This window comes from Streptomyces sp. GL_141 (genome assembly GCF_057834385.1).
This window is the reverse complement of the sequence record NZ_CM174402.1, coordinates 690,884-711,090: the sequence shown is the minus strand read 5'-3', so window position 1 is coordinate 711,090 and position 20,207 is coordinate 690,884. Positions and strand designations below refer to the sequence as shown.

General features: G+C 73.7%; 14 protein-coding genes and 1 pseudogene. 9 read left to right on the top strand and 6 right to left on the bottom strand.

The annotated features are described in order from the left end of the window. Positions 1-119: 119 nt before the first annotated feature. Positions 120-3,305, bottom strand: coding sequence for a non-ribosomal peptide synthetase (locus tag AC3IX6_RS03120; protein ID WP_489368649.1), 3,186 nt, complete (start codon positions 3,303-3,305; stop codon positions 120-122). An 832-nt stretch (positions 3,306-4,137) separates the two neighbouring features. On the opposite strand from AC3IX6_RS03120, the gene AC3IX6_RS03115 reads away from it, so the two are divergent. Beyond that, positions 4,138-4,344: a hypothetical protein gene (locus AC3IX6_RS03115; RefSeq protein WP_489371732.1), complete on the top strand. Its 207-nt coding sequence runs from the start codon at positions 4,138-4,140 to the stop codon at positions 4,342-4,344. Between the two features lie 57 nt (positions 4,345-4,401). Here the strand turns inward: AC3IX6_RS03115 and AC3IX6_RS03110 are convergent. After that, a pseudogene (locus AC3IX6_RS03110) lies at positions 4,402-5,178 on the bottom strand (sensor histidine kinase); the annotation flags it as partial. Positions 5,179-5,392: 214 nt separating this feature from the next. On the opposite strand from AC3IX6_RS03110, the gene AC3IX6_RS03105 reads away from it, so the two are divergent. From AC3IX6_RS03105 to AC3IX6_RS03075, 7 genes are all read left to right on the top strand, one after another. Continuing rightward, entirely contained in the window at positions 5,393-6,811 is a 1,419-nt protein-coding gene (locus AC3IX6_RS03105) for an ATP-grasp domain-containing protein (RefSeq protein ID WP_489368647.1), read from the top strand. After that, positions 6,804-8,144 (top strand): MFS transporter, encoded by a 1,341-nt coding sequence (locus AC3IX6_RS03100; protein ID WP_489368645.1) that lies wholly within the window; start codon positions 6,804-6,806, stop codon positions 8,142-8,144. Before AC3IX6_RS03105 ends, AC3IX6_RS03100 begins: the two co-directional genes overlap by 8 nt. A 1-nt stretch (position 8,145) precedes the next feature. Beyond that, positions 8,146-9,237 (top strand): N-acetyltransferase DgcN family protein, encoded by a 1,092-nt coding sequence (locus AC3IX6_RS03095; RefSeq protein WP_489368644.1) that lies wholly within the window; start codon positions 8,146-8,148, stop codon positions 9,235-9,237. Positions 9,238-9,441: 204 nt separating this feature from the next. Continuing rightward, positions 9,442-10,542 carry a fatty acid desaturase gene (locus tag AC3IX6_RS03090; protein ID WP_489368643.1) on the top strand — a complete coding sequence of 367 codons (1,101 nt, stop codon included), beginning with the start codon at positions 9,442-9,444 and terminating at the stop codon, positions 10,540-10,542. A 31-nt stretch (positions 10,543-10,573) separates the two neighbouring features. Then, the gene (locus AC3IX6_RS03085) at positions 10,574-11,710 is read left to right on the top strand and encodes an aminotransferase class V-fold PLP-dependent enzyme (RefSeq protein WP_489368642.1); all 1,137 of its coding nucleotides are present in this window, start codon (positions 10,574-10,576) and stop codon (positions 11,708-11,710) included. Between the two features lie 50 nt (positions 11,711-11,760). Next, positions 11,761-13,068 (top strand): alanine racemase, encoded by a 1,308-nt coding sequence (locus AC3IX6_RS03080; RefSeq protein WP_489368641.1) that lies wholly within the window; start codon positions 11,761-11,763, stop codon positions 13,066-13,068. Positions 13,069-13,106: 38 nt separating this feature from the next. Next, positions 13,107-13,736, top strand: coding sequence for a hypothetical protein (locus AC3IX6_RS03075; protein ID WP_489368640.1), 630 nt, complete (start codon positions 13,107-13,109; stop codon positions 13,734-13,736). A 74-nt stretch (positions 13,737-13,810) separates the two neighbouring features. Here AC3IX6_RS03075 and AC3IX6_RS03070 read toward each other — a convergent pair whose 3' ends face one another. The 4 genes from AC3IX6_RS03070 to AC3IX6_RS03055 all read right to left on the bottom strand — a co-directional run bounded on the left by AC3IX6_RS03070 (position 13,811) and on the right by AC3IX6_RS03055 (position 19,174). Further along, positions 13,811-15,070, bottom strand: a complete 1,260-nt coding sequence (locus AC3IX6_RS03070; protein ID WP_489368639.1) for a GNAT family N-acetyltransferase — start codon at positions 15,068-15,070, stop codon at positions 13,811-13,813. A gap of 47 nt (positions 15,071-15,117) precedes the next feature. Next, positions 15,118-16,242, bottom strand: a complete 1,125-nt coding sequence (locus AC3IX6_RS03065) for an AMP-binding protein (RefSeq protein WP_489368638.1) — start codon at positions 16,240-16,242, stop codon at positions 15,118-15,120. Positions 16,243-16,325: 83 nt separating this feature from the next. Continuing rightward, positions 16,326-17,105 carry a thioesterase II family protein gene (locus AC3IX6_RS03060; protein ID WP_489368636.1) on the bottom strand — a complete coding sequence of 260 codons (780 nt, stop codon included), beginning with the start codon at positions 17,103-17,105 and terminating at the stop codon, positions 16,326-16,328. After that, a complete protein-coding gene (locus AC3IX6_RS03055; RefSeq protein ID WP_489368635.1) occupies positions 17,102-19,174 on the bottom strand; it encodes a non-ribosomal peptide synthetase in 2,073 nt (690 codons plus the stop codon). The genes AC3IX6_RS03060 and AC3IX6_RS03055 overlap by 4 nt, the downstream gene beginning before the upstream one ends. 132 nt (positions 19,175-19,306) lie before the next feature. Between AC3IX6_RS03055 and AC3IX6_RS03050 the strand changes: the two genes are divergently transcribed. Continuing rightward, positions 19,307-20,203, top strand: coding sequence for a TauD/TfdA dioxygenase family protein (locus AC3IX6_RS03050; RefSeq protein ID WP_489368634.1), 897 nt, complete (start codon positions 19,307-19,309; stop codon positions 20,201-20,203). Positions 20,204-20,207: the final 4 nt, after the last annotated feature.

Sequence of the window (20,207 nt, the reverse complement as noted above, 5' to 3'; positions counted from 1 at the left end):
GTACGGGAGTACGGGGGGTACGGACGGACGGACGTGGCGCGGCGGAGCCGGGCAGGGCCGAGCGGCCCCTGCCCGGCGTACCGGGCGGGGCGGGCCCGGCAAGGTCCGACAGGGAGGGCCTACTGGCGCGCGCGGACGGCGGCCGCGATGCCGGCCGGGGTCGGGACGTCGAAGAAGACGTCGAAGTCCAGCTCCACGCCGAGCGCGTCGCGGATCCGGGCGGCGATCTGGATCACCGTCAGCGAATGTCCGCCGAGGTCGAACAGGTCGTCCTCGGGGCCGACATCGGGCAGGTTCAGCACCTCGGCCCAGATCCGGCGGACCGTTCCGGTCGTCGCGTCGCCCGCGTCGCCCGCGTCGCCCGTGTCGCCCGTGTCGGCGGTATCCGTGTCATCGCTGGTATCGCCGGCCCGGGGCGTCGGAGTCTCGCGGGGCGGTACCGGCAGGGCCCGCCGGTCCAGCTTGCCGTTCGGGGTGAGCGGCAGACGCTCCAGGGTGAGCCAGCGCTGCGGTGCCATCGCGGCCGGCAGGGTGCGCATCAGGTGGTCGCGCAGGTCGGCGGGGACGGGCGCAGGGACGCCGGCGGCCGGGATCAGGTAGCCGGCCAGGAAGGGCTCGCCGTCCTCCTCCGTGTGCACGGCAACGGCGGCCTGGGCGAGGGCGGGGTGCTCCAGCAGGGCGGACTCGATCTCGCCGAGTTCGATCCGGTGGCCGCGGATCTTGACCTGGTCGTCGATCCGGCCGAGGAACTCGAGCTCGCCGGCGGCCGTCCAGACGGCGCGGTCCCCGGTGCGGTAGAGCCGGGCGCCGGGCGGGCCGAACGGGCTCCGCACGAAGCGTTCGGCGGTGAGTTCGGGGCGGCCGAGGTAGCCGTGGGCGACGCCGTCCCCGCCGATCAGCAGCTCTCCGGGGATGCCGAGCGGGGTGGGGTTCAGCTGCTGGTCGACCACGTAGGTCCGGGTGTTGGCGATGGGGCGGCCGATGCTGACCTGCTCCGGCTCGGCGGGGAGTTCGGCACAGGTGGACCAGATGGTGGTCTCGGTGGGGCCGTACACGTTGAACAGCCGGGCGGTGCGCGCGCGCAGTTCGCGGGCGAGCGGCAGCGGCAGTGCCTCGCCGCCGGCCAGGCCGGTGACGGTGGTGAGCGCGTCGGCTCCGCTCCCCGCCGTGAGCATCACCCGCCATCCGGAAGGTGTGGCCTGGACGTGGGTGACGCCCTCGGCGCCGATCAGTGCGAGCAGGCCGGGGCCGTCGACGGCGAGGCCGTCCGGGGCCAGGACCAGGCGGCCGCCGGTGATCAGCGGCAGGTAGAGCTCCAGTGCGGAGATGTCGAACGAGAGCGAGGTCAAGCCGAGCCAGGCGTGCTGGGGTCCGGAGCCGAGCCGGTCGGCGAAGGAGGTGAGCAGGTTGACCAGCGCCCGGTGGCCGACCGAGACACCCTTGGGGCGGCCCGTGGAGCCGGAGGTGTAGAGGACGTACGCCACATCGTCCGGACCGGGGGCGGCGTTTGCATCCGCGTCGGAAGCGGCGGGGGAAGCGGTGACGGAAGCGGTGGCGGCCTCGGCCGGGTCCTGCGCCGATGGCGCGGGGATCCGTAGGACCGCGGGGGCGGCGGCGGCGACCTCGGGCGAAGGCTCGCGGTCGGCGAGCACCAGCACGGCTCCGGAGTCGCGCAGCACGAGGGCGAGGCGCTCGGCCGGATAACCGGGGTCCAGCGGCAGGTACGCGGCGCCGGTGGCGAGGACGGCGAGCAGCGCGGCGGGCAGGTCCGCGGTGCGGTCCAGGTGGAGGGCGACCAGATCGCCGGGCCGGACACCGGCACCGCGCAGTACCGCCGCCAACTGTTCGGCGCGCAGAAGCAGTTCACGGTAGCCGAGGTGGCGGCCGGCCGTGCTGACGGCGATCGCCTCGGGAGTGGCGGCGGCCTGCGCGCGGACCAGGTCGAGTACGGTCCGGTCGGCCGGATAGGGCCGGTCGGTGGCGTTCGGCGCGGTGGTGACGGCCCGGAGTTCCGCGGCGTCCAGCAGCGGCAGGTCCAGCAGTCGGGCACCGGGCGCGGCGACCGCGCCGGCGAGCAGGGTGCCGTAGTGGCCGGCGATCCGGCGGGCGGTGTCCGGGGCGAGCACGGCCGGGTCGTACTGGAGGCTGAAGTCCAGGCCGCCGCCCGGGGTTCCCCGGCCGCCGGGCGCTTCGACGACCTGGAGGTGGAGGGTGTTGCGGGCGGTGCGGTTGTGCACCGCCCAGGCGATCCGGGCACCGGCGCCGGCGAAGTCCGGGTCCGGGCCGCGCCGGCGGTAGCCGAGCGAGATCGCGGTCAGGCCGACACGGGGGCTCAGCCCGGCGACGGCGCTGCCGAAGGGCACCGCGCGGTACGGGTATCCGGCCCGCAGCTCGGCCCGGACGGCGCGGGCGAAGGCGGCGAAGGTCTGCGGCGCATCGGCGGCGGGCGCGTGGACGGGCAGCTCGTTGACGAACAGCCCGACTTCATCGGCGAGTTCGGGTGTCCGGGTGGAAAGCGGGACGGACACCGGCACCGCCTCGCCGCCGTAGCGGCGCAGCAGCCCGTGCAGGGCCGCGAGCAGGAACTCGAAGACGGTGGTGCCCGAGAGGGCTGCCGCGGCGGCCAACTCCCCGGCCTCTGCGCCGTCGAGGCGCCACTCGACCGCCTCGCCGGCCCCGGCGGCGGTCGGCGTGCGCGGCGCGCCGGGCAGTACCGGATCGGTGGCGGCGGCCCAGCGCGGCCCGTACCACTCGGCGGCCCTCCGTGCGGTGCCCGGATCCGCCGTCGGGGTGCCCGTTGCGGCCGGTGCGGTGGTCGCGGGCAGGGGCGCCGAGCCGTACGCGGCTGCGAGGTCCCGGGTCAGGACGTCCTTGGAGTTGCCGTCGAAGACCGCGTGGTGGGCGGTGACCAGCAGTTCGGCGCTGCCGTCGGTGCGCCGGTGCAGGGTGAAGCGGCTGAGCGGCCCGGTCTCCAGGGAGAACGGGCGAGCGGTTTCCTCCTCCAGCCGCTTCTCCAAGTCGGCCTCGTCCGCGGGTGCTTCGAGCTGCACCAGTTCGGGCCGCCGCGCCGCGGGCTCCTGCCAGACCCGCCCGTCACGCTCCACCAGCCGGGCGGAAAGGGCCGGGTGACGCCCGGTCACCGCGGTCACCGCGCGGGCCAGCGCCGCCGTGTCGACGCGGTCGAAGGAGATCCGCACCGGCATGTGGAACGCCTCGCGGGCCAGTCCCAGCCGATCGGTCAGCCAGACGCCCTGCTGGGCCGGCGAGGCCGGCGTGCGGTCGGGCAGAGGGGGTACTTCGGACATCGGCGGCTCACTTAGGACGTCGGAGCAAGGTGGAGGAGCAGCACACATCGACGCGCGGACGCGGCATGGGGCGCGGAGTACCGCACGTAAGGGCTTCAGAGGTCAACGGCAGGCTGCGGCGAACGGGTTCGGTGACGGCAGCGGCCACCGTGTGACGTCCGGTCCTCCCCCGGGGACCGGCTGATGGCCGTGGATGGTCGGGACCGCCGGAAATCCGAGGATCGCCGGAGGTGTCTGACAACTCGGGCCCCCACCCGATGAAGACAATTGGTCCAGACCTGTCGAGAGATTCGCACAACGCCCATGTACCGTCAAGAGCCGTCCACGGCCCGGAATCAACCACCATGTACGGGCCGAGCCCTACCGACGTCCACCCAAACATCCGCAGTCTGCTCATCCCTGACAGTTCGTCAAGGTGCAAGCGGCTGGGGCCACATCGGCCGCCGGACGGAGGGCGGTCGTTGCGCGGGACGTTGCGACTGCCATGAGAACCGCGTCGCGGGCGGAGGAGCGGGCGCCCACGGCCTGCCGGCCGGGCCGGGTGCCCGGCGCCGGTGACACCTCCCCGAAACCCTCGGTTCTCCGGCGTTGGATCAAGAGTCCCGGCTTCGTCCGCGCCCGTCGCCGACGAAGTCGACGGGAACCTCCACGAGGGACGGAGATTGACATGCACGGTGCCTCTGGCCACGGTCGCTGGTGGCCTCCGCGGCCGGTGCAGCGGCCGTCTTGCTGTTCGCCGGCGCGTGCGGCGGATCCGGCGGTGATGACGACGGCTCGGCCCCTCCGGGCGCCTCGAAGCCGGCCGCCGGCGACAAGAAGAACACGCTCGCGTATGCGAAGTGCGCGCGAGAGCGGAGTCCCCAAGTTCCCCGCCCCCCATGCCGAGGTCGGGCTCGACATCAACGGCGACACGCTGGCTGTAGACCCGCGGGGACCGGTCTTCAAGGCGGCCGACACGACGTGCCAGCCGACCCGGGAGAAGGTCGCCGGCGGCCCCAAGGAGTTCCAGCCCGGGGGACCGGGACCCGCGCCCCGGTGAGGGAGGTTTGCGCGGGGTGAGGGGTACGTACTCGTCCGGGCAGGGGGAGGTGGCGGTGACGGCTAGGTCGTCTCCGGGTCGCGGGGAGGCGGTGAGGCCGGCGTCGTGCGCGTGGGCGATGGCCTGCACGATGGACAGGCCGAGCCCGAGGCCCTCGGTGCGCGCGGCCCGGGTGGCACCGAGCCGCTGGAACGGCTGGAAGAGCCGGTCGACGTCCTCCGGGGGCACCGGGTCACCGGTGTTGGAGACGGTGAGGACGGCGCGAGCGTCCACGGTCCCGGTGGCGACCCGTACTTCGCCGTGCGGCGTGCTGTGCCGGAGGGTGTTGTCCACGAGGTTGACGACGAGGCGTTCGACGACCTCCCGCGCGGTCTCCGTCAGATCGAAGGGCCTGCGGACCTCGATGCCCGCATGGCCGCGGGCCAGGGTGAGGAGCACCTCGATCAGCCGTTCCTGCTGGGCGCCCGCGGCGAGGGTGCGTTCGTGGGCCTGGCGCAGGGACGCGACCGTCGCCTCGGGGTCGGGCAGGGCGACCTGGCCGAGCGTCCGCTGACGGGCCAGCGGCGTACGCAGTTCATGGGAGGCGTCGGCCAGCCGTCGGCCGCCCTTGAGGCCAGAGCCGCGACGCGGTCCGCGCTGAACGGTCTCCTCCTGGGGCTCGAGGTGGTGGCCCTGCTCGTCGGCGGCATGGCCGGAGTGGCGCTGGGCGCGCCCTCGCCACCGTCGTCTACGCCGACGTCGAGGGCTGGGCGACCGTCGTTCCGGTCCTCGCCGGGGGAGGCGGGCTCGGCGCGGCCGTCGCGATCGGTGCGGTCGCGGGGCTGCTCCCCGCACTGCGCGCGGCCCGGATGCGGCCCATCGAGGCCCTGCGCACCGCCTAGGGACCCGGCAGGGACGTCACCGGCGCTCCAGGAGTCCTCGCCGACTCGCGTCCAGCCGTCTGCACTTCTTGTCCGCCGGTCGGTGGGCGGCCGCACCACGACAACCCCTGAGCAGCACCTCGGCAAGGGGTTGCCAAATTAGGCAAATGACTGTCACCATTCTTGCCATGAAGCCTCGTGTACTTGTCCTCGGCGATCAGCAGACCATGGTCGACGCGGCGGTCAAGCTGGGAGCCGAGGTGTGGTGGGCGCAGCGCCCCGAGCGTGTCCGGGCCGAGGAGGCCGTCGCTCCGGTCGTGACGCTGCTGACCGACTACACCGATCCGGCCTTCGTCGACCTCGTCGCGCACCTGCACGCACTCCGGCCCTTCGACGCCGTGGTGAGCATCCAGGAGCACGCGCTGTTGTCCCTCGCCGCGCTCAACGAGCGGCTGGGGCTGCGCGGGCCGCACCACGAGACGGCGCGGCTGGTCACCGACAAATGGGCCATGCGGGCCAGGCTCGCCGAACGCGGGGTGAGTCCGGTGGCGGCCGCCCTGGGGCGGACCGCGGACGACCTGCGCGCGTTCGGCGCCGAGCACGGATTCCCGTTCATCGCCAAGCCGGTGGCGGCCACAGGCAGCTTCGGGGTGGTCCTGGTGGAACCGCGGGCGGTGGACGCGGTCGCCGGGGGATTCGCGGGCAGCGGGGTGAGCGCGTTCCTGATGGAGGAGCACCTCGACGGCCCCGAGATCAGCGTCGAGAGCTTCACCTTCGCCGGCCGCCACGTCGTCCTCGCCCTCACCGACAAGTCGACCGGTCACGGTTTCGTGGAGAGCGGGCACACCATACCCGCCACCCTGGACGGGGCCGTCCGCGCGGAGGCGGTCGAGGTGGTCGGGGCGTTCCTGGACGCCGTCGGCCTGACCGACGGGCCGTCCCACGTGGAGGTGAAGCTGACCTCCGCCGGACCACGGATCGTCGAGGGCCACTGCCGTCGCGGCGGCGACCGGATCAACGAACTCGTGCGCCTCGCCTACGGCGTGGACATGGAAGAGCTGACCGTGGCGTGGGCGCTTGGCCTGACCGAACCCCTGGCCGGACCGCCGCAGGCCCTGCGCGCCTCGGCGATCGCGTTCGCCGAGGCCCCCTGCGGCGAACTGACCGCGGTGACCGGGGAGACCGAGGTACTCGCCGACCCGGACGTGGCGGAGGTCCGCGTCCTGCACGAGGTCGGCCGGCGGATCGGCCCGGTCCGCTGGTCGGGCGACCGCGCCGGATACGTCATCGCCACCGGGGACACCCCGGCCCGGGCGGCCGCCAAGGCCGAGGCGAGCGCGGCACGGCTGGTCTTCACCGTGACTCCGCCGTCGGACACCCGCCCCTCGGACACCCGCCCCTCGGACACCCGCCCCTCGGACACCCGCCCCTCGGGAACCCGCCCCTCGGACACCCAGCCCCCGGCGTCCACGGCGTCCCAGGCGTCCGCGGCACAGGCCACGACCGCCCCTTCCCCGGACCAGGCCGGCGACCGCGACCTCAGCCGCGAGAACGATCTCTCCCGGCACGTCGGCTACGAGCGGACGGACGGCGTCTGCGATGACTGAGGTGATCGAACGCAAGGGCTCCGGGCCCACGATGGGTGAGTCGGCCCTGCGGCGCGTCGTCGCCGTCAACTACCTGTTCTGCCAGTTCGGCAAGTTCTCCCTGATGCCGGTCCTCGCGGTCATGCTGACCCAAGGGGGCCAGGGGAACGCGTCGATCGCCGGGCTCGGCATGTTCGCCTTCCTCCTGTGCATCGGCCTGTCCTCGCTGCCCGTCAGCCGCTGGCTGCCGAGGCTGCCGTACTCCGTGACGATGGCGGCCGGCATGCTCTGCTCGGCCGCCGGCTTCGGGGCCCTGGCCTACACCACCCGCCCCGTACCGGTCGTGCTCGCGCTGTGCCTCGCCGGATTCGGCAACAGCATCCACGGTGTCCTCGTACGCGTGCTGGTCGCGGAGAACCTGACGGCCGAGCCCGCCCGCAACATCGTCTACGCGATCATGCAGATGGCCACCAACGCCGCTGCCGCGCTGGGCCCGTTCATCGCCGGCGCGCTCTACGTCTCCGGCGACAACCGGCCGCTGATCGCCCTGGTCGCCGCGGCCTACCTCGCCGCCGCGGTGACGCTCCTCGTCGGCGTCCCGTACGGACTGCGCCCGCCGAGCACGGTGCGGCCCGCCGAAGGATCACCGGCGAGGCTCAGTGCGCTGCGCGACCCGGAGTGTGCGCGCGCCATCGCGCTCACGGTGGCCGGGGCCTTCGTCTACGGGCAGTTCTACTCCGCGTTCGCGCTGTACGTCAGCCTGGCGATCGACTCCCCGATGCTCCGCGCGGTACTGCTCGGCGGCCCCCCGGTCGTCATCGTGCTGCTCCAGTCCGGGGTGACCGTCCTGGCCAACCGCAGACTGCGGGCCGGCGTGGCGCCGAACACCCTCCTCGCCTTCGGGGTGATCGCGTTCGGGAGCGGGATCGTCCTCCTGGGGGTCGGCCTGCCGGCCGTTGCCGGGGCGGCCGTGGCCATGGCGGTGTTCGCCTTCGCCGAGATGCTCTACGCGCCGATGGTCAGCATCGCGTTCAACCGGCTCACCAACGTTTCCCCCATCGCCTCCTCCAACCTCCAGGGCGTCTCGCTGACTTCGGGCGAGGCACTCGGCTCGCTGTTCGGCGGCGCCGTCTTCCTGACCAGCTACCACCATGGCGCCGGCGACTGGTACTGGCTGGGCCTCGGCACGGCCGCGATCGTCGGCGTCTGCCTCCACCTGGGACACGTTCACCGACCCGCGAAAGCCCGCGGCCCGGCACACGTCCACACCGGGGCCACAGACCACACCGGGGCCACAGACCACACCGGGGCGAAAGCCCACACCACCACCGCACCTCGGAACGAAGGGCATTGACATGGACCATCTGAAGCGCATCGCGATCCTCGCCGACGGCGAGATCACCCCGAGCACGGCCAAGACCGTGACCGGCATCCTGCGGTACCGCTCCGACCGCGTGGTCGCGGTGGTCGACCGCGACAACGCCGGCCGGGACGCCGGAGAGGTGGTCACCGGCGGACTCGGCACCGGGATCCCGATCGTGGCGGACATCGCCGCCGCGCTGGCCCTCCAGCCGGACGCGGTCCTGCTGGGGACCGAGCCCACCGGCGGCATCCTGCCGCCGAGCTGGCGGCCGATGGTCCTGGAGGCGATCGGCCACGGCCTCGACGTGATCAACGGCCTGCACACCATGCTGTCCGAGGACGAGGAGATCAGCGCCGCCGCCGAGCGCAGCGGGGCCCGGCTCTGGGACGTCCGCCGGGAGCCGAGGGAGCGCTATGTCGTCGAGTTCCGGGACGACGGCAAGCCCGTGTTCGAGATCAAGACGCACCGGCCCGGTTCGCGGACCGTGCTCACGGTCGGCACCGACTGCGGCATCGGCAAGATGACCACGATGCTGGAGATCGAGAAGGAGGCGCTGCGCCGCGGCCTGGCGCCGGCCTTCGTGGCGACCGGGCAGATCGGCACCATGATCACCGGCCGGGGCGTGTCGATCGACGCGATCATGGTCGACTACGTGGCCAAGATCATCGAGGAGGAGGTCTGCGCCGCCGTCGAGGACAGCGACCTCGTCCTGGTCGAGGGGCAGGGCGCGCTCAACCACCCGCGCGGCTCCGGCGGTCCGCTGTTCCTGATGCACGGCAGCCGCGCCGACTCCCTGATCATGTGCCACGACCTGAGCCGGCCGGCCATCAAGTACCTGCCGGACCACCCGCTGCCCTCGCTGGAGCGGGCGATCGAGATGCACGCGGAGGGCGCGAGCTGGGTGTGGCCGGAGGGCCGCTGCCCGATCGTGGGCCTCTCCCTCATCACCGCGGGCCTCTCGGACGAACAGGCGCGCGCGGAGATCGCCGCCATCGAGGCGGCCACCGGCCTGCCGGCGACCGACGTGGTCCGCTACGGCGCCGAGAAGCTGCTCGACGCGATCCTCGCCGGCCCCACCGCCTGACGCCCCACGGCGCAGTCGCCTTCCCCCGGCGGCCGGGGCGGCCCGCAGCGTGATCCGCCGCCGCCCGCCGCCGCCCGCCGCCGCCCGCCGGGGTCCGCGATGCGCGATGCGCCACCGAGCTCCCGGAACCGACCGCGCGACGGCGCCCTTCCCCGTCTGTTCCGGTCCGCGCCGTGCTGCCCTTTTTGCACCTGGAGAGGAAACGTGACGACCACCGTACAGAACGACCTCCGCAGCCTGGACTTCAGCAGGCTCGACCGCACCGTGCGCAAGGAGCTCCGAGAGCTGTGCACGCTGGACAACCACCACGCCCCGCTGGCGCTGCTCTGCGACTACCTGATCCTGGCCGCATCGGTCTGGCTCAGCGTGGGCGTCTCCTACTGGTTCTACCCCGTCGCGCTCGTCCTCATCGGGTCCACGCAGCGGGCCTTCGTGAACCTGCTGCACGAGTCCTCGCACAAGGTGCTCGCACGCAACGGCCGGCTCAACCTCGCCCTGGGCACGGTGTTCTCCGGCTATCTCGTCCTGCACATGTACAACCCGTACCGGCACTCCCACATCGGCTTCCACCACCGGTTCCTCGGCGACCCGGAGAAGGACCCCGACTACAACTTCCACGTGGGCGTCGGCCTCTACGACCACACGCAGTCCGACCGGACCTTCTTCCTGCGCAACATCGCCCAGGCGATCCTCGGCCTGCGGGCCGCGGAGTACGTGACGTACGTCGTCCGCGACCGCATCCTCTTCAAGGCGGACGCGGCCACGGTGTCCATGCCGATCCGCCAGCGCACCGAACTCGTCCTGATGCTCCTGCAATGGGCCGCGATCGCCACCGTGTGCACCTGGCAGGGATGGCTGCTCGAACTGCTGCTGTTCTGGTTCGTGCCGTTGTTCACCACGGCCATCGCCATCGGCTGGCTCTCGGAGCTGGCCGAGCACTACCCGCTGCCGGAGAGCGAGTCGCGGCAGATCCTGATGACCCGCAACCGGCACGGCTGGGCGATCGAGCGGTTCCTCCTCGGCCGGCACCACGACAACTACCACCTGGTGCACCACCTCAACACGGGCGTGCCGTTCTGGAACATGAAGCGCGCCCACCGCGTCCTGCTGCGGGACCCCGCCTACGCCCGCTGGGACGGACTGTGGGCGGGGATCCTGACCCGCTCCCGCGGCCGGCGCAACCAGGAGACCCTGCTCAGCTACGCCTCCAAGTACCGCAAGTGGCAGCGTGCCGGAGGCGACCCCGAGCAGCTCGGCGCCGACGGATCCTTCGCGGAGGCCGCCGCTCTCGCGCGGGCTTCCTGACCCCGGAAGACCAGGACCCACGAGGAGAGCCATGCCCGTACACCTCAACACCGCGGGCGCAGGCCTCATGCCCGCCGCCGTCGTGGAGGCCATGACCGACTGCCTGCGCAGGGAGGCGCGGGGCGGCGCGTACGAGACCGAACTGTGGCACGCGGACACCCTCGACAAGGGCGTGTACGAGAACCTGGCCCGCGTGCTCGACGCGCCGGCCGAGGACCTCGCGCTGTTCGACAGCGCCACGCGCGCCTGGACCGCGGCCGTCACGGCCCTGTCGCTCTCGGCGCGGGACCGGATCTGGATCACCCCGTACGAGTACGCGGGCAACCTCATCCTGTGGACCGAGCTACGGCGCCGCACGGGCGTACGGATCGAGGTCGTACCCCTGCTGCCCGGCGGCGACCTGGACGTGGACTGGATGCGGAACTCCATCCGGGAGGACGTGGCCGTGGTCTCGGTCCCGCACGTGCCCTCGGGGTGCGGCATCGTCAACCCCGTCGAGGAGATCGGACAGGTCCTGGCCTCCTGGCCGTGCCTGTACCTCGTCGACGCCTGCCAGTCGGTGGGACAACTGCCCGTCTCCGTACGGGACATCGGATGCGACCTGCTCACCGGTGCGGGCCGCAAGTTCCTCCGCGGACCGCGCGGCACCGGGTTCGCGTACATCGGACCGCGCCTGCGCGCCCGGGCGCGACCCCCGTTCCACGATCTGCACGTCGCCGACATGACCTCCGACACGACCTACGAGGTGCACGCCGACGGCGCGCGGCGGTTCGAGTACGCCGAGCGCTCGGCAGCCGCCGTGCTGGGGCTCGACGCGGCCCTGCGGCACCATCTCCGCCGTACGGAGAGCACCGCCGTGCCGTCCGGAGACACGCTGCGCGACCTGGTGCGCGCGGCGGTCGTGGAACTGCCCGGAACCCGGCTCGTCGACCCCGGAACGCACCACGCGTCCATCGTCACCTTCGTGTGCGACCGCGCGCCGGCGCCCCGCCTGCGGGACGAACTCGCCGCGCGCGGCGTCAACGTCTGGGTGGCGCAGGGCAGTCACACACCCCTCTTCATGCGTCGCGAGGGAATCGACCACGCCGTGCGGGTGGCACCCCACTACTACAACACCCCCGAGGACATCGCCGTGTTCGCCCGGGAACTGCGGGCGATCGTCGAATGACCGAACCGCAGCGACAGGCAGCGACACACAGCACACGGAAAGGAATCACGGTGACCACACCGCACGAGGCGATCGACCGGGAGGCGCTCCGGGCCCTCGGCGACGAGCTGATCGACTGGCGCTTCAAGGGACTTCCGGTCTCCGCGGAAGGCGGCACGGTGGCCGAGCTGGCCGCCCGGGGCCTGAACCTCTTCGACGACGGGTTCGTCGGGCCCGTGCTCACGCTCGACGCCGACGCCCTGGAACACAACGTCACCACCATGGCCAAATGGTGCGCGGAGCGCGGCGTCGAGCTCGCCCCGCACGGCAAGACCACGATGGCCCCCCAGCTCTGGGCCCGCCAACTCGACGCCGGAGCCTGGGGGATCACCGCCGCCAACACGGCGCAGCTGCGCGTCTACCGCCACTTCGGCGTGGCGAACGTCCTCTTCGCCAACGAACTCGTCGATGCCCCGTCGCTGCACTGGGTCAGTGCCGACCTGGACAGCGATCCCGGCTACCGGTTCAGCTGCTTCGCCGACTCGCCCGAGGTCGTCCAGCGCATGCACGACGCCCTCACCGCCCTGCGGCCCGCGCCGGCGCGGCCGATCGACGTCATCGTCGAGATCGGCCGTACGGGCGGCCGGGCCGGCGCCCGCACGGTGGCGGAGGCCCTCGCCACGGCCCGCGCGGTCGCCGACAGTCCGGTGCTGCGGCTGGCCGGCGTCGGGGGATACGAGGGCGTCCTCGTCAACGACCCCTCGCCGAACAGCCTCGGCGTGATCGACGGCTTCCTGCGCCGCATGCGCGAGGTGACGGAACTGATCCACCAGGAGCGGCTGTTCGAGACCGGCACCGTCGTGGTGACGGCCGGCGGCAGTTGCTTCTTCGACCAGGTGGCCAAGGCCCTGACCGAGCCCTGGCCGGACGGGCTGAACGTGCTCCCGGTCCTGCGCAGCGGCTGCTACATCGCCCACGACGACGGCTTCTACCGCTGGATGTCACCGTTCTCCCGGGAGGCGGCGGGGGAGGGGCGGCTGCGCCCCGCACTGCGGGCCTGGGGCCGGGTCACCTCGCGACCCGAACCGGGCCTCGCCCTGGTCACGGCAGGCAAGCGCGACCTGTCCTTCGACGCCTGGCAGCCCGAGCCGCAACTGGTCCGCCGGGACGACGGATCCACGCGGCCGCTGCACGACTGCGTGATCAAGGAAGTGAACGACCAGCACGCCTTCATCCGGCTGGCACCCGGCAACGACGTCCGCGTGGGCGACTGGGCGGGCATCGGCCTCGCCTACCCGTGCACCGCCTTCGACAAATGGCAGCTGATCCCGGTGACCCGCGGCGAGACCGTGATCGATCTCGTGCGGACGTTCTTCTGACCGACCGGCAGAGAGAGGGTGGGAGAGGTGGGAGACGGATGGCCCTGACCGGAAGCCACGCGGGCGGCGCGGCACGGATGCTGTGCGCGCTGCAGACGGCGGTCGCCGTCCCCGCGGGCGTGCTCCTGGCGGGACGGATGCCCGGTGGGTACGCCGCCGGGGCGGCGCTCGCCGCGATGACGACGGGCGCCGCCCTGCTCGGCCCGCGCCTGGGCTCCCGCACGCGGAGCACCGCCCCGGGCCACCGGCCGCCCGTTCCCGGCCCCCGGACGCGGGCGGTGCTGTCCCTCGGCCTCGGCGCGGTCGCGGGAGCGGGCCTGGCCGCGGGGCCGGCCCTGTCGGCACCCGCGGTGGCGGGACTCGTGCTCCTGCTCGGCTGGGCCGCGGCTTTCGCCCCGCCCCCGGCGCCGACGGGAACCGTTCTCGTGTGGAGCGCCGGGCCGCCGGTCGGCGTGTTCGTCGCCCTCCTCGCCGGTACGGGAGCGGTCTTCGGGGCGCTCGCCGCCCTGAACGCGGTGGCGCTCGCGCTGCTCGCGGCGGGGCCGGCCCTGTCCCTCCCGGCGCGTTCGGCGCGCCTGGCCCGGCTGCGCCGGCTGCTCGCCACCCCCGCGTCCCGGGAGCCCTGGCCCGCGGGGCAGCGCCGCTGGGTCAACCAGCGGACCCCGTGACGGGCCGGGCCCGGCACGCGGCAAGCCCCGCGGATCGCGCTCCGCGGGGCTCGTGCGGCGGGTCGGGCGCGCGCTCAGTGTTCGGCCGAGTACCACGGCTCGTGGCCGCACCGGAAGGCCGCTGAACAGCGGGCCAGCGCACCGGGTCGCAGCTCGGTGACGCGGCCGGCGCGGGCGAGCGCGTCCAGCGTCGTACCGCCCAGGTACGCGGCGCCGAGCTCCGCCGCCGTCAGCCTCAGATCCGCCGGAGCGGCCGTGCGCGCGCAGGAGACGTACCCGCCGTCGGCGGACAGCCGCAACCGCCCCGTGTTCCACGGACAGAACCGGTCCTCCACGTCGAGGACCACGTCCAGCGGCGCCGCGTAACGGCGCGCCGCGAGCGCCCGGCCGACGTCGACGAGACGCACCCACAGGCCGTCGGAGACGGTGGTGCGCAGGGACCGTGCGTCGGCCAGCAGGTGCAGCAGCGGCTCGCCGGGCGCGCCGCGGTAGCGGACCCACGGGTGGACGTCGATGTCGATGAGGTAGCGCCACAGGGCCGCGTACGCCGGCCCGGTGGTGGTCACCACCTCGCCGACCTCCACCGTGCTGTGCGGATTCTCGTGACCGCCTCCGCGCAGCCGGTAGAAGGCGTAGCCGCTCACCTCGCCGTCGGGCTCGCCGTACACGGCGAAGCGCAGGGTGGTGGCCCCCTGCCGGGCGTGCTCCTCGTCGTACAGCCGGTCGTTCCAGAAGGGGCCGGGCCGGTCGATCCGGCCCACGGTCAGCGTGCGGGCCGTGTCGTAGAGCTTCTCCATGACCGGCCGGGCCGCTTCGCGGGGCAGCAGCCGGATGCGGCCCCGGCCGAGGTCCGTCCCGGGCCGGAAGGCCATCGCCCGGGTGTCGCCCAGGTAGTCGGCCTGGTACGAGGCCAGGCCGTAGCCGAAGCGCTCGTAGATCGCCGCCTCGGAGGCGTTCAGTACGGCGATCGGCTCCCGCCCCGCCGCGTGGACGTCGTGCAGTTGCCGGCGCATGAGCGAGGTGAGGACGCCGCGCCGCCGGTGGGTCGGGGCCACGCCCACCCAGACCACACGGGCGGCGGGAACGATCGCACCGGGCACCGTCAGCGCCCGCGTGTACAGCGCGGCGCCGCCGACCGGCCGGTCCCCGTCGAACGCGCCCAGGGTGCGGTCGAGTTCGATCGTGGTCCGTTCCACGGCCAGCTGGGACTCCGTCCGGTCCTCGCCGTAGCTGTCGGCGACGGTCCGGGCCCAGGCCTCGAACTCCTCGGCGCGGATGGGGCGCAGGGGATGGGGAGGAGCGGGTTCGGGGGGCATGGAGGGCATGGAGGGCATGTGGGTCGTACTCCTTCCGGGTCGGCGGCGGGGATCCCGCGGATCCCCTAGCGCGCGGGCACGGCTCCGGCCCGGGTGCGCGGGGCGGGCCGGGCGAGCCGGCGGACGACGGCGTCCGGGCGGCCGAAGCGTCCACGAGCGTCCGCGTCGACCGCCGCGCCGGTCGGGCCGGTCGGGCCGGTCGCGGGGGTGGCCGGGGTGGGGGTGGGGGTGGATCGGGAAACGTCGAAGAGCCTCACAGCCTGCCCGAGCAAGGCCTCGTGACGATCGATCAGGGATTCGGGTGGCGGTCCGGCGGCCAGCGTCACCGTGTCCAGTGTGCGCAGCTGCTGGCGAAGACCCGGCCGGCCCGTGGCTCCCAGCAGCTCGTCGAAGAGGCCGGACGTGCAGAGGAGTTGGGTCACCCGGTGGCGCTCCACGAGCCCTGCCAGGGCTCCCGGCTCACGCGTCTGCTCCTCGGTGGCCAGGATCAGCCGCCCGCCTGCGGCGAGCGCGGCCCACAGGCCCGCCGCGGCGACCTCGTGGGCGAGGGGCTCTGCCAGCAGGAGGACCGGGGTCCCCGGACACAGCGCGCGTCGCGTCGTCATCGCGGCGGACAGCTCGGCATGCGTGACGACCACGCCACCGGGCGCGCGCGGGCCGCGCGGCCCGGGAACGGTCACGCAGGCGGGACCGTCCGGTGCGCTCACCGGGGAGGTGGCGCACTCCCGCACCGGCTCCGGCACCGGCGGGGCGGCGTGCGGTTCCACCGCCACGGCGGGCAGCCGCACCGCACCGGGACCGGCCGACCAGGTCGCGCCGGTGCCGGAGCCGGCGCCCCGGGTCACGACGCAGCGCACCGCCGCGCCGGACAGGGCGGCACCCAGGTCACCGGCCGGTGTCGCCGGGTCGAGGGGAACGTAGGCGGCGCCCGCGCGCAGGGCGCCGAGCGCGGCGGCGACCAGGGCGGGCGACGGCTCGACGAGCACGCCCACGTGGTCGCCGCGGCCCACCCCGGCCGCGGCGAGCCGCCGGGCGATCTGCCCGGCCCACAGGTCGAGTTGACGGTAGGTGACCGCATCGGTTCCGGTGCGCACAGCGGTGCGGGCCGGCACCTTGCGGACGACGGCGGCCACCAGCTCGTGCACGGGCGGGTGCGTACGGGCGAGGACGACCTGGTCGGGCCTGGGCATGTGGACTCCTCCGACTGCTCCGTGGTGGATGGGGCGCCGTGCGCCACCGGCCGTGGCCGGTGGCGCACGGCGCCCGGCGGATGTCAGCCCGCGGTGGCGGGCGCCGGGATCAGGGCCTGCCGGATCAGGGCGTGGGGAGGAGCCGGCACCAGATAGAAGTGGTCGCCCGGCATCGCGTGCTCCCGCAGGCCGCCCCGGGTCAGTTCGGCCCATGGGCGCAGGTCGGCGTCCTCGTCGGCGTCTCCGTTGACCGTGGTCACCGGGCACCGCACCGAGAGGTCGGGACGGGGGACGTACGTGCGGAACGCGCGTCCGTCGGCGCGCACATAGGGCAGGACCAGCTCCTGGAACTCCGGGTCGGCGGCCAGCTCGGGATCGGTGCCGCCGAGCGTGAGCAGGTGCTCGATGACGGCGGCGTCGGACGTGTCCTCTGCGCATTCCGCTTCGTCCGCGTCCAGTCCGTCCCCGGCCGGCGGATACGGTGCGTTGCGCGAGCCCGAAGCGAACAGCCGGACCGGCTCGATGCCCCGGGCCTCCAGGGCCGCGGCGGTCTCCAGCGCGATGGGCGCGCCCATGCTGTGCCCGAACAGGGCCACGGGCCGGTCGGCCAGCTCCGCGACCGCGTCGGCGATGTCGTGGGCGAGCCGGCGCAGGTCGGTCGGCGGCGGCTCGGCGATCCGCTCCGCACGTCCCGGATAGCACACCGCGTGCACTTCGATGCCGGGCAGAGCCGCGCCCCAGTCACGGAAGAACGCCGCGGAACCCCCGGCGTGCGGGAAGCAGACGAGGCGGACGCGCGCGTGGGGATCGGGAGCCGCGCACCGCAGCAGGCGGGAGGAGGCGGGGGAAATGGCGGTGGTCATGATGCCTCCTGCTTCTCCGCGGTCCGGCGGCTCGCCCGCAGGGCGCGGGCCCGGCGGGCGGCGTCCTGCCGCGCTCGGGCGTCCCGCGCGCCGTCCGCCGGCTGGTCCGCGCCGTCGCGCAGCAGTGCGGTCTGTGCCGCCACGGTGGTGTGCTGGAACAGTGCGACGAGCGGCGGCCGTTGTCCGGTGTGCCGTTCGAGCGCCTCACGGAGCTGGTACATGGCGAGCGAATGTCCGCCGAGGTCGAAGAAGTTGACATCAGAGGGCACGTGCGTGGTCTTGAGCACCTCGGCCCAGGCCGCGGACACCTGCGCGGTCAGATCCCCGGAGGCGGCCGGAGGCGCCGGGGCGACCGTGGCCGCCGCCGGCTGCACCGCGGCCCGCAGGCTCAGCGCGGCCCGGTCCGTCTTGCCGTTGACCGTGCGCGGGAACCGGTCGAGCACCACGATGCGCGCGGGCACCATGGCGCCCGGCAGCCGTGTGGCCAACTGCTGCTTGAGGGAGGCCGGGTCGGCGGGGATCGCCGGATCCGCCGGATCCGCCGGATCCGCCGGTTCCGCGGCGAGGACGAAGCCCGTCAGCACACTGCCCGTGCCGTCCACGACGACGGCCGCTTCACGGACCCCCGGCAGTTCGGACAAGTGGGCCTCGACGGCTCCCAGTTCCACACGGTGTCCGCGGATCTTGACCTGGTGGTCGCGTCGGCCGAGGAAGGCCAGCGTGCCGTCGGCCAGTTGGCGTACGAGGTCGCCCGTGCGGTACATGCGCGCGGTGGGGGAGTCGGCGAACGGGTCCGGGGTGAAGGTCTTCGCGGTGGCCTCCGGCCTGCCGTGGTACCCGCGGGCCACGCCCGCACCACCGATGTAGAGCTCACCCTCGCCGCCCGGGGGCACCGGACGCAGCGCTTCGTCGAGCACGTACAGCCGGGCTCCCGGAACCGGTCGGCCGATCGTGACCGGCCCGGGGGCCTCGAAGCGGTGGTAACTGGCCCAGACGGTCGCCTCGGTGGGCCCGTACTCGTTGACCAGTGCGGTCCCGCTCGGGCGCTGGGCGAAGTGCCGGGCGACCAGCTCGGGCGGCAGCGGTTCGCCTGCCACGATCACGGTCTCCAGGGAGCGCAGCCGCTCGGCGCCCAGCCGGCGGGCGGCGTCGAGGAGCACGCCGTAGAGGGAGGGCACGCACAGCAGGTGGGTGACCTCGTGCCGCTCGACCAGCCCGACCAGGCGCTCGGGGTCCCGTACCTCGTCGGGGGAGGCGACGATCAGGCATCCGCCGGCCGTGAGCGTCCCCCACAGGCCCGCCACGGAGGAGTCGAAGGCCAGGGGCGAGACGAGGAGGAAGACGGGCTCGCCGGGGTAGACGAGGCGGCGGGCCGCGGTGGAAGCGGCCAGCTGGCCGTGCTCGACGACGACTCCTTTCGGCTCGCCGGTGCTGCCGGAGGTGTAGATGAGGTACGCGGGATCGCCGGCGCCCACCGTGGCGGCGGGCGGCTCCTGGGCGCCGCCCGCCCCGCCCTGAGCCCCGGCCCTGGTTCCTGCCTCAGCCCTGGTTCCTGCCTCAGCCCCGGCCCCTGCCTCAGCCCCGGCACCTGCCCCGGACCCGTTCTCCGCGTCCTTCCCGGACTCCGCGGAGACCACCGGTACGCCGATGCCCGCCAGGCGGTCGCCCCCCGTGCCGGTGACCACGACGGCGCTGACCCCGGCGTCGGTGAGGACGCCGGTGATGCGCCGGTCGGGATGCGAGGGGTCCACGGGCACGTAGGCGGCGCCGCTGCGCACGATGCCGAGGACCGTCGCGACCATGGCGGTGGACGGTTCGGCGAGCACCCCGACGCGGTCGCCGCGTCCCACGCCCGCCGCGGCCAGCCCGGCGGCTATCCGGCCGGCCCACGCGTCGAGTTCGCCGTAGCTGATGCTGCTCGCACCGCTGCGCACGGCCGTGCGGGAGGGGACGGTCCGCGCGAACCGGCCCACGAGTTCATGGACCGGGGGTGGCGCTTCACCTCCTGCCGGAGGTGGGGGTGCCGTGGGCACGGCGGCCGACGTCTCGTACCGCGTCAGCGATGCCATGGTGACTCCTTCGCTGGTCCGTGGAGCTTCATGGCAATTGATATTGCCAGAGGTGTCACGAAGGTGGCAATGTTTTGTCAAACCTGGGTGGTGGGATCCCGGCCCAGGCAACCCCACGGAAGGGCAACAGCCATGACGGAGACTCTGCTCCCTCGGACCGGCGTGACGGTCACGCCACTGACCACGAACGCCGGTGCCGAGATCGGCGGCGTGGACGCGAGCGGCCCGCTCGACGACACGGCCGTCGCCGCGATCCGCGCGGCGCTCCTCAAGCACAAGGTGATCTTCCTGCGCGACCAGGACCTCGACTACGGGGCCCAGGCGGCCTTCGCGCAGCGCTTCGGCACCCTGACCCTCGGACACCCCATCTACGAAGCTCCCGAAGGCCGCCCGAACCTGAGGGAGATGGACTCCAAGCAGGGGACCCGCGCCAACCACTGGCACACCGACCTCACCTTCATCGAGCGCCCCCCGGCCTTCGCGTTCCTCCACAGCAAGGTGATCCCCCCGGTGGGCGGTGACACCGTCTGGGCCAACGCCGCGACCGCGTACCGGAGCATGCCCCCGGAGCTGCGCGACTTCGCCGACCGGCTGCGGATCGTGCACAGCAACGACTGCGACTTCACCGACGACACCGTCATCGAGCGCGGCCACTACATCTCGACCGTCTTCGAAGCCGAGCACCCCGCCGTGCGTGTGCACCCCGAGACCGGCGAACGCTCCCTGCTGCTCGGGGGCTTCGCCCGCCGGGTCGTGGGCTACGGCCCCGAAGCCTCGCGCGACATCATCCGGATGCTGCAGGGCTACCTGACCCGGCCGGAACACAACGTCCGCTGGCAGTGGAGGGTCGGCGACATCGCCATCTGGGACAACCAGTCCACGGCGCACTACGCGATCTACGACTACGGCAACCAGTACCGGCGCGGGGAGCGGCTCACCGTCGTCGCACCCGTCCCCGTCGGGGTCGACGGCCGTCCCAGCGAGGCCCTGCGCGGCGACACCACCTCGTACAGCGCGGGCCGTGACTGACCCC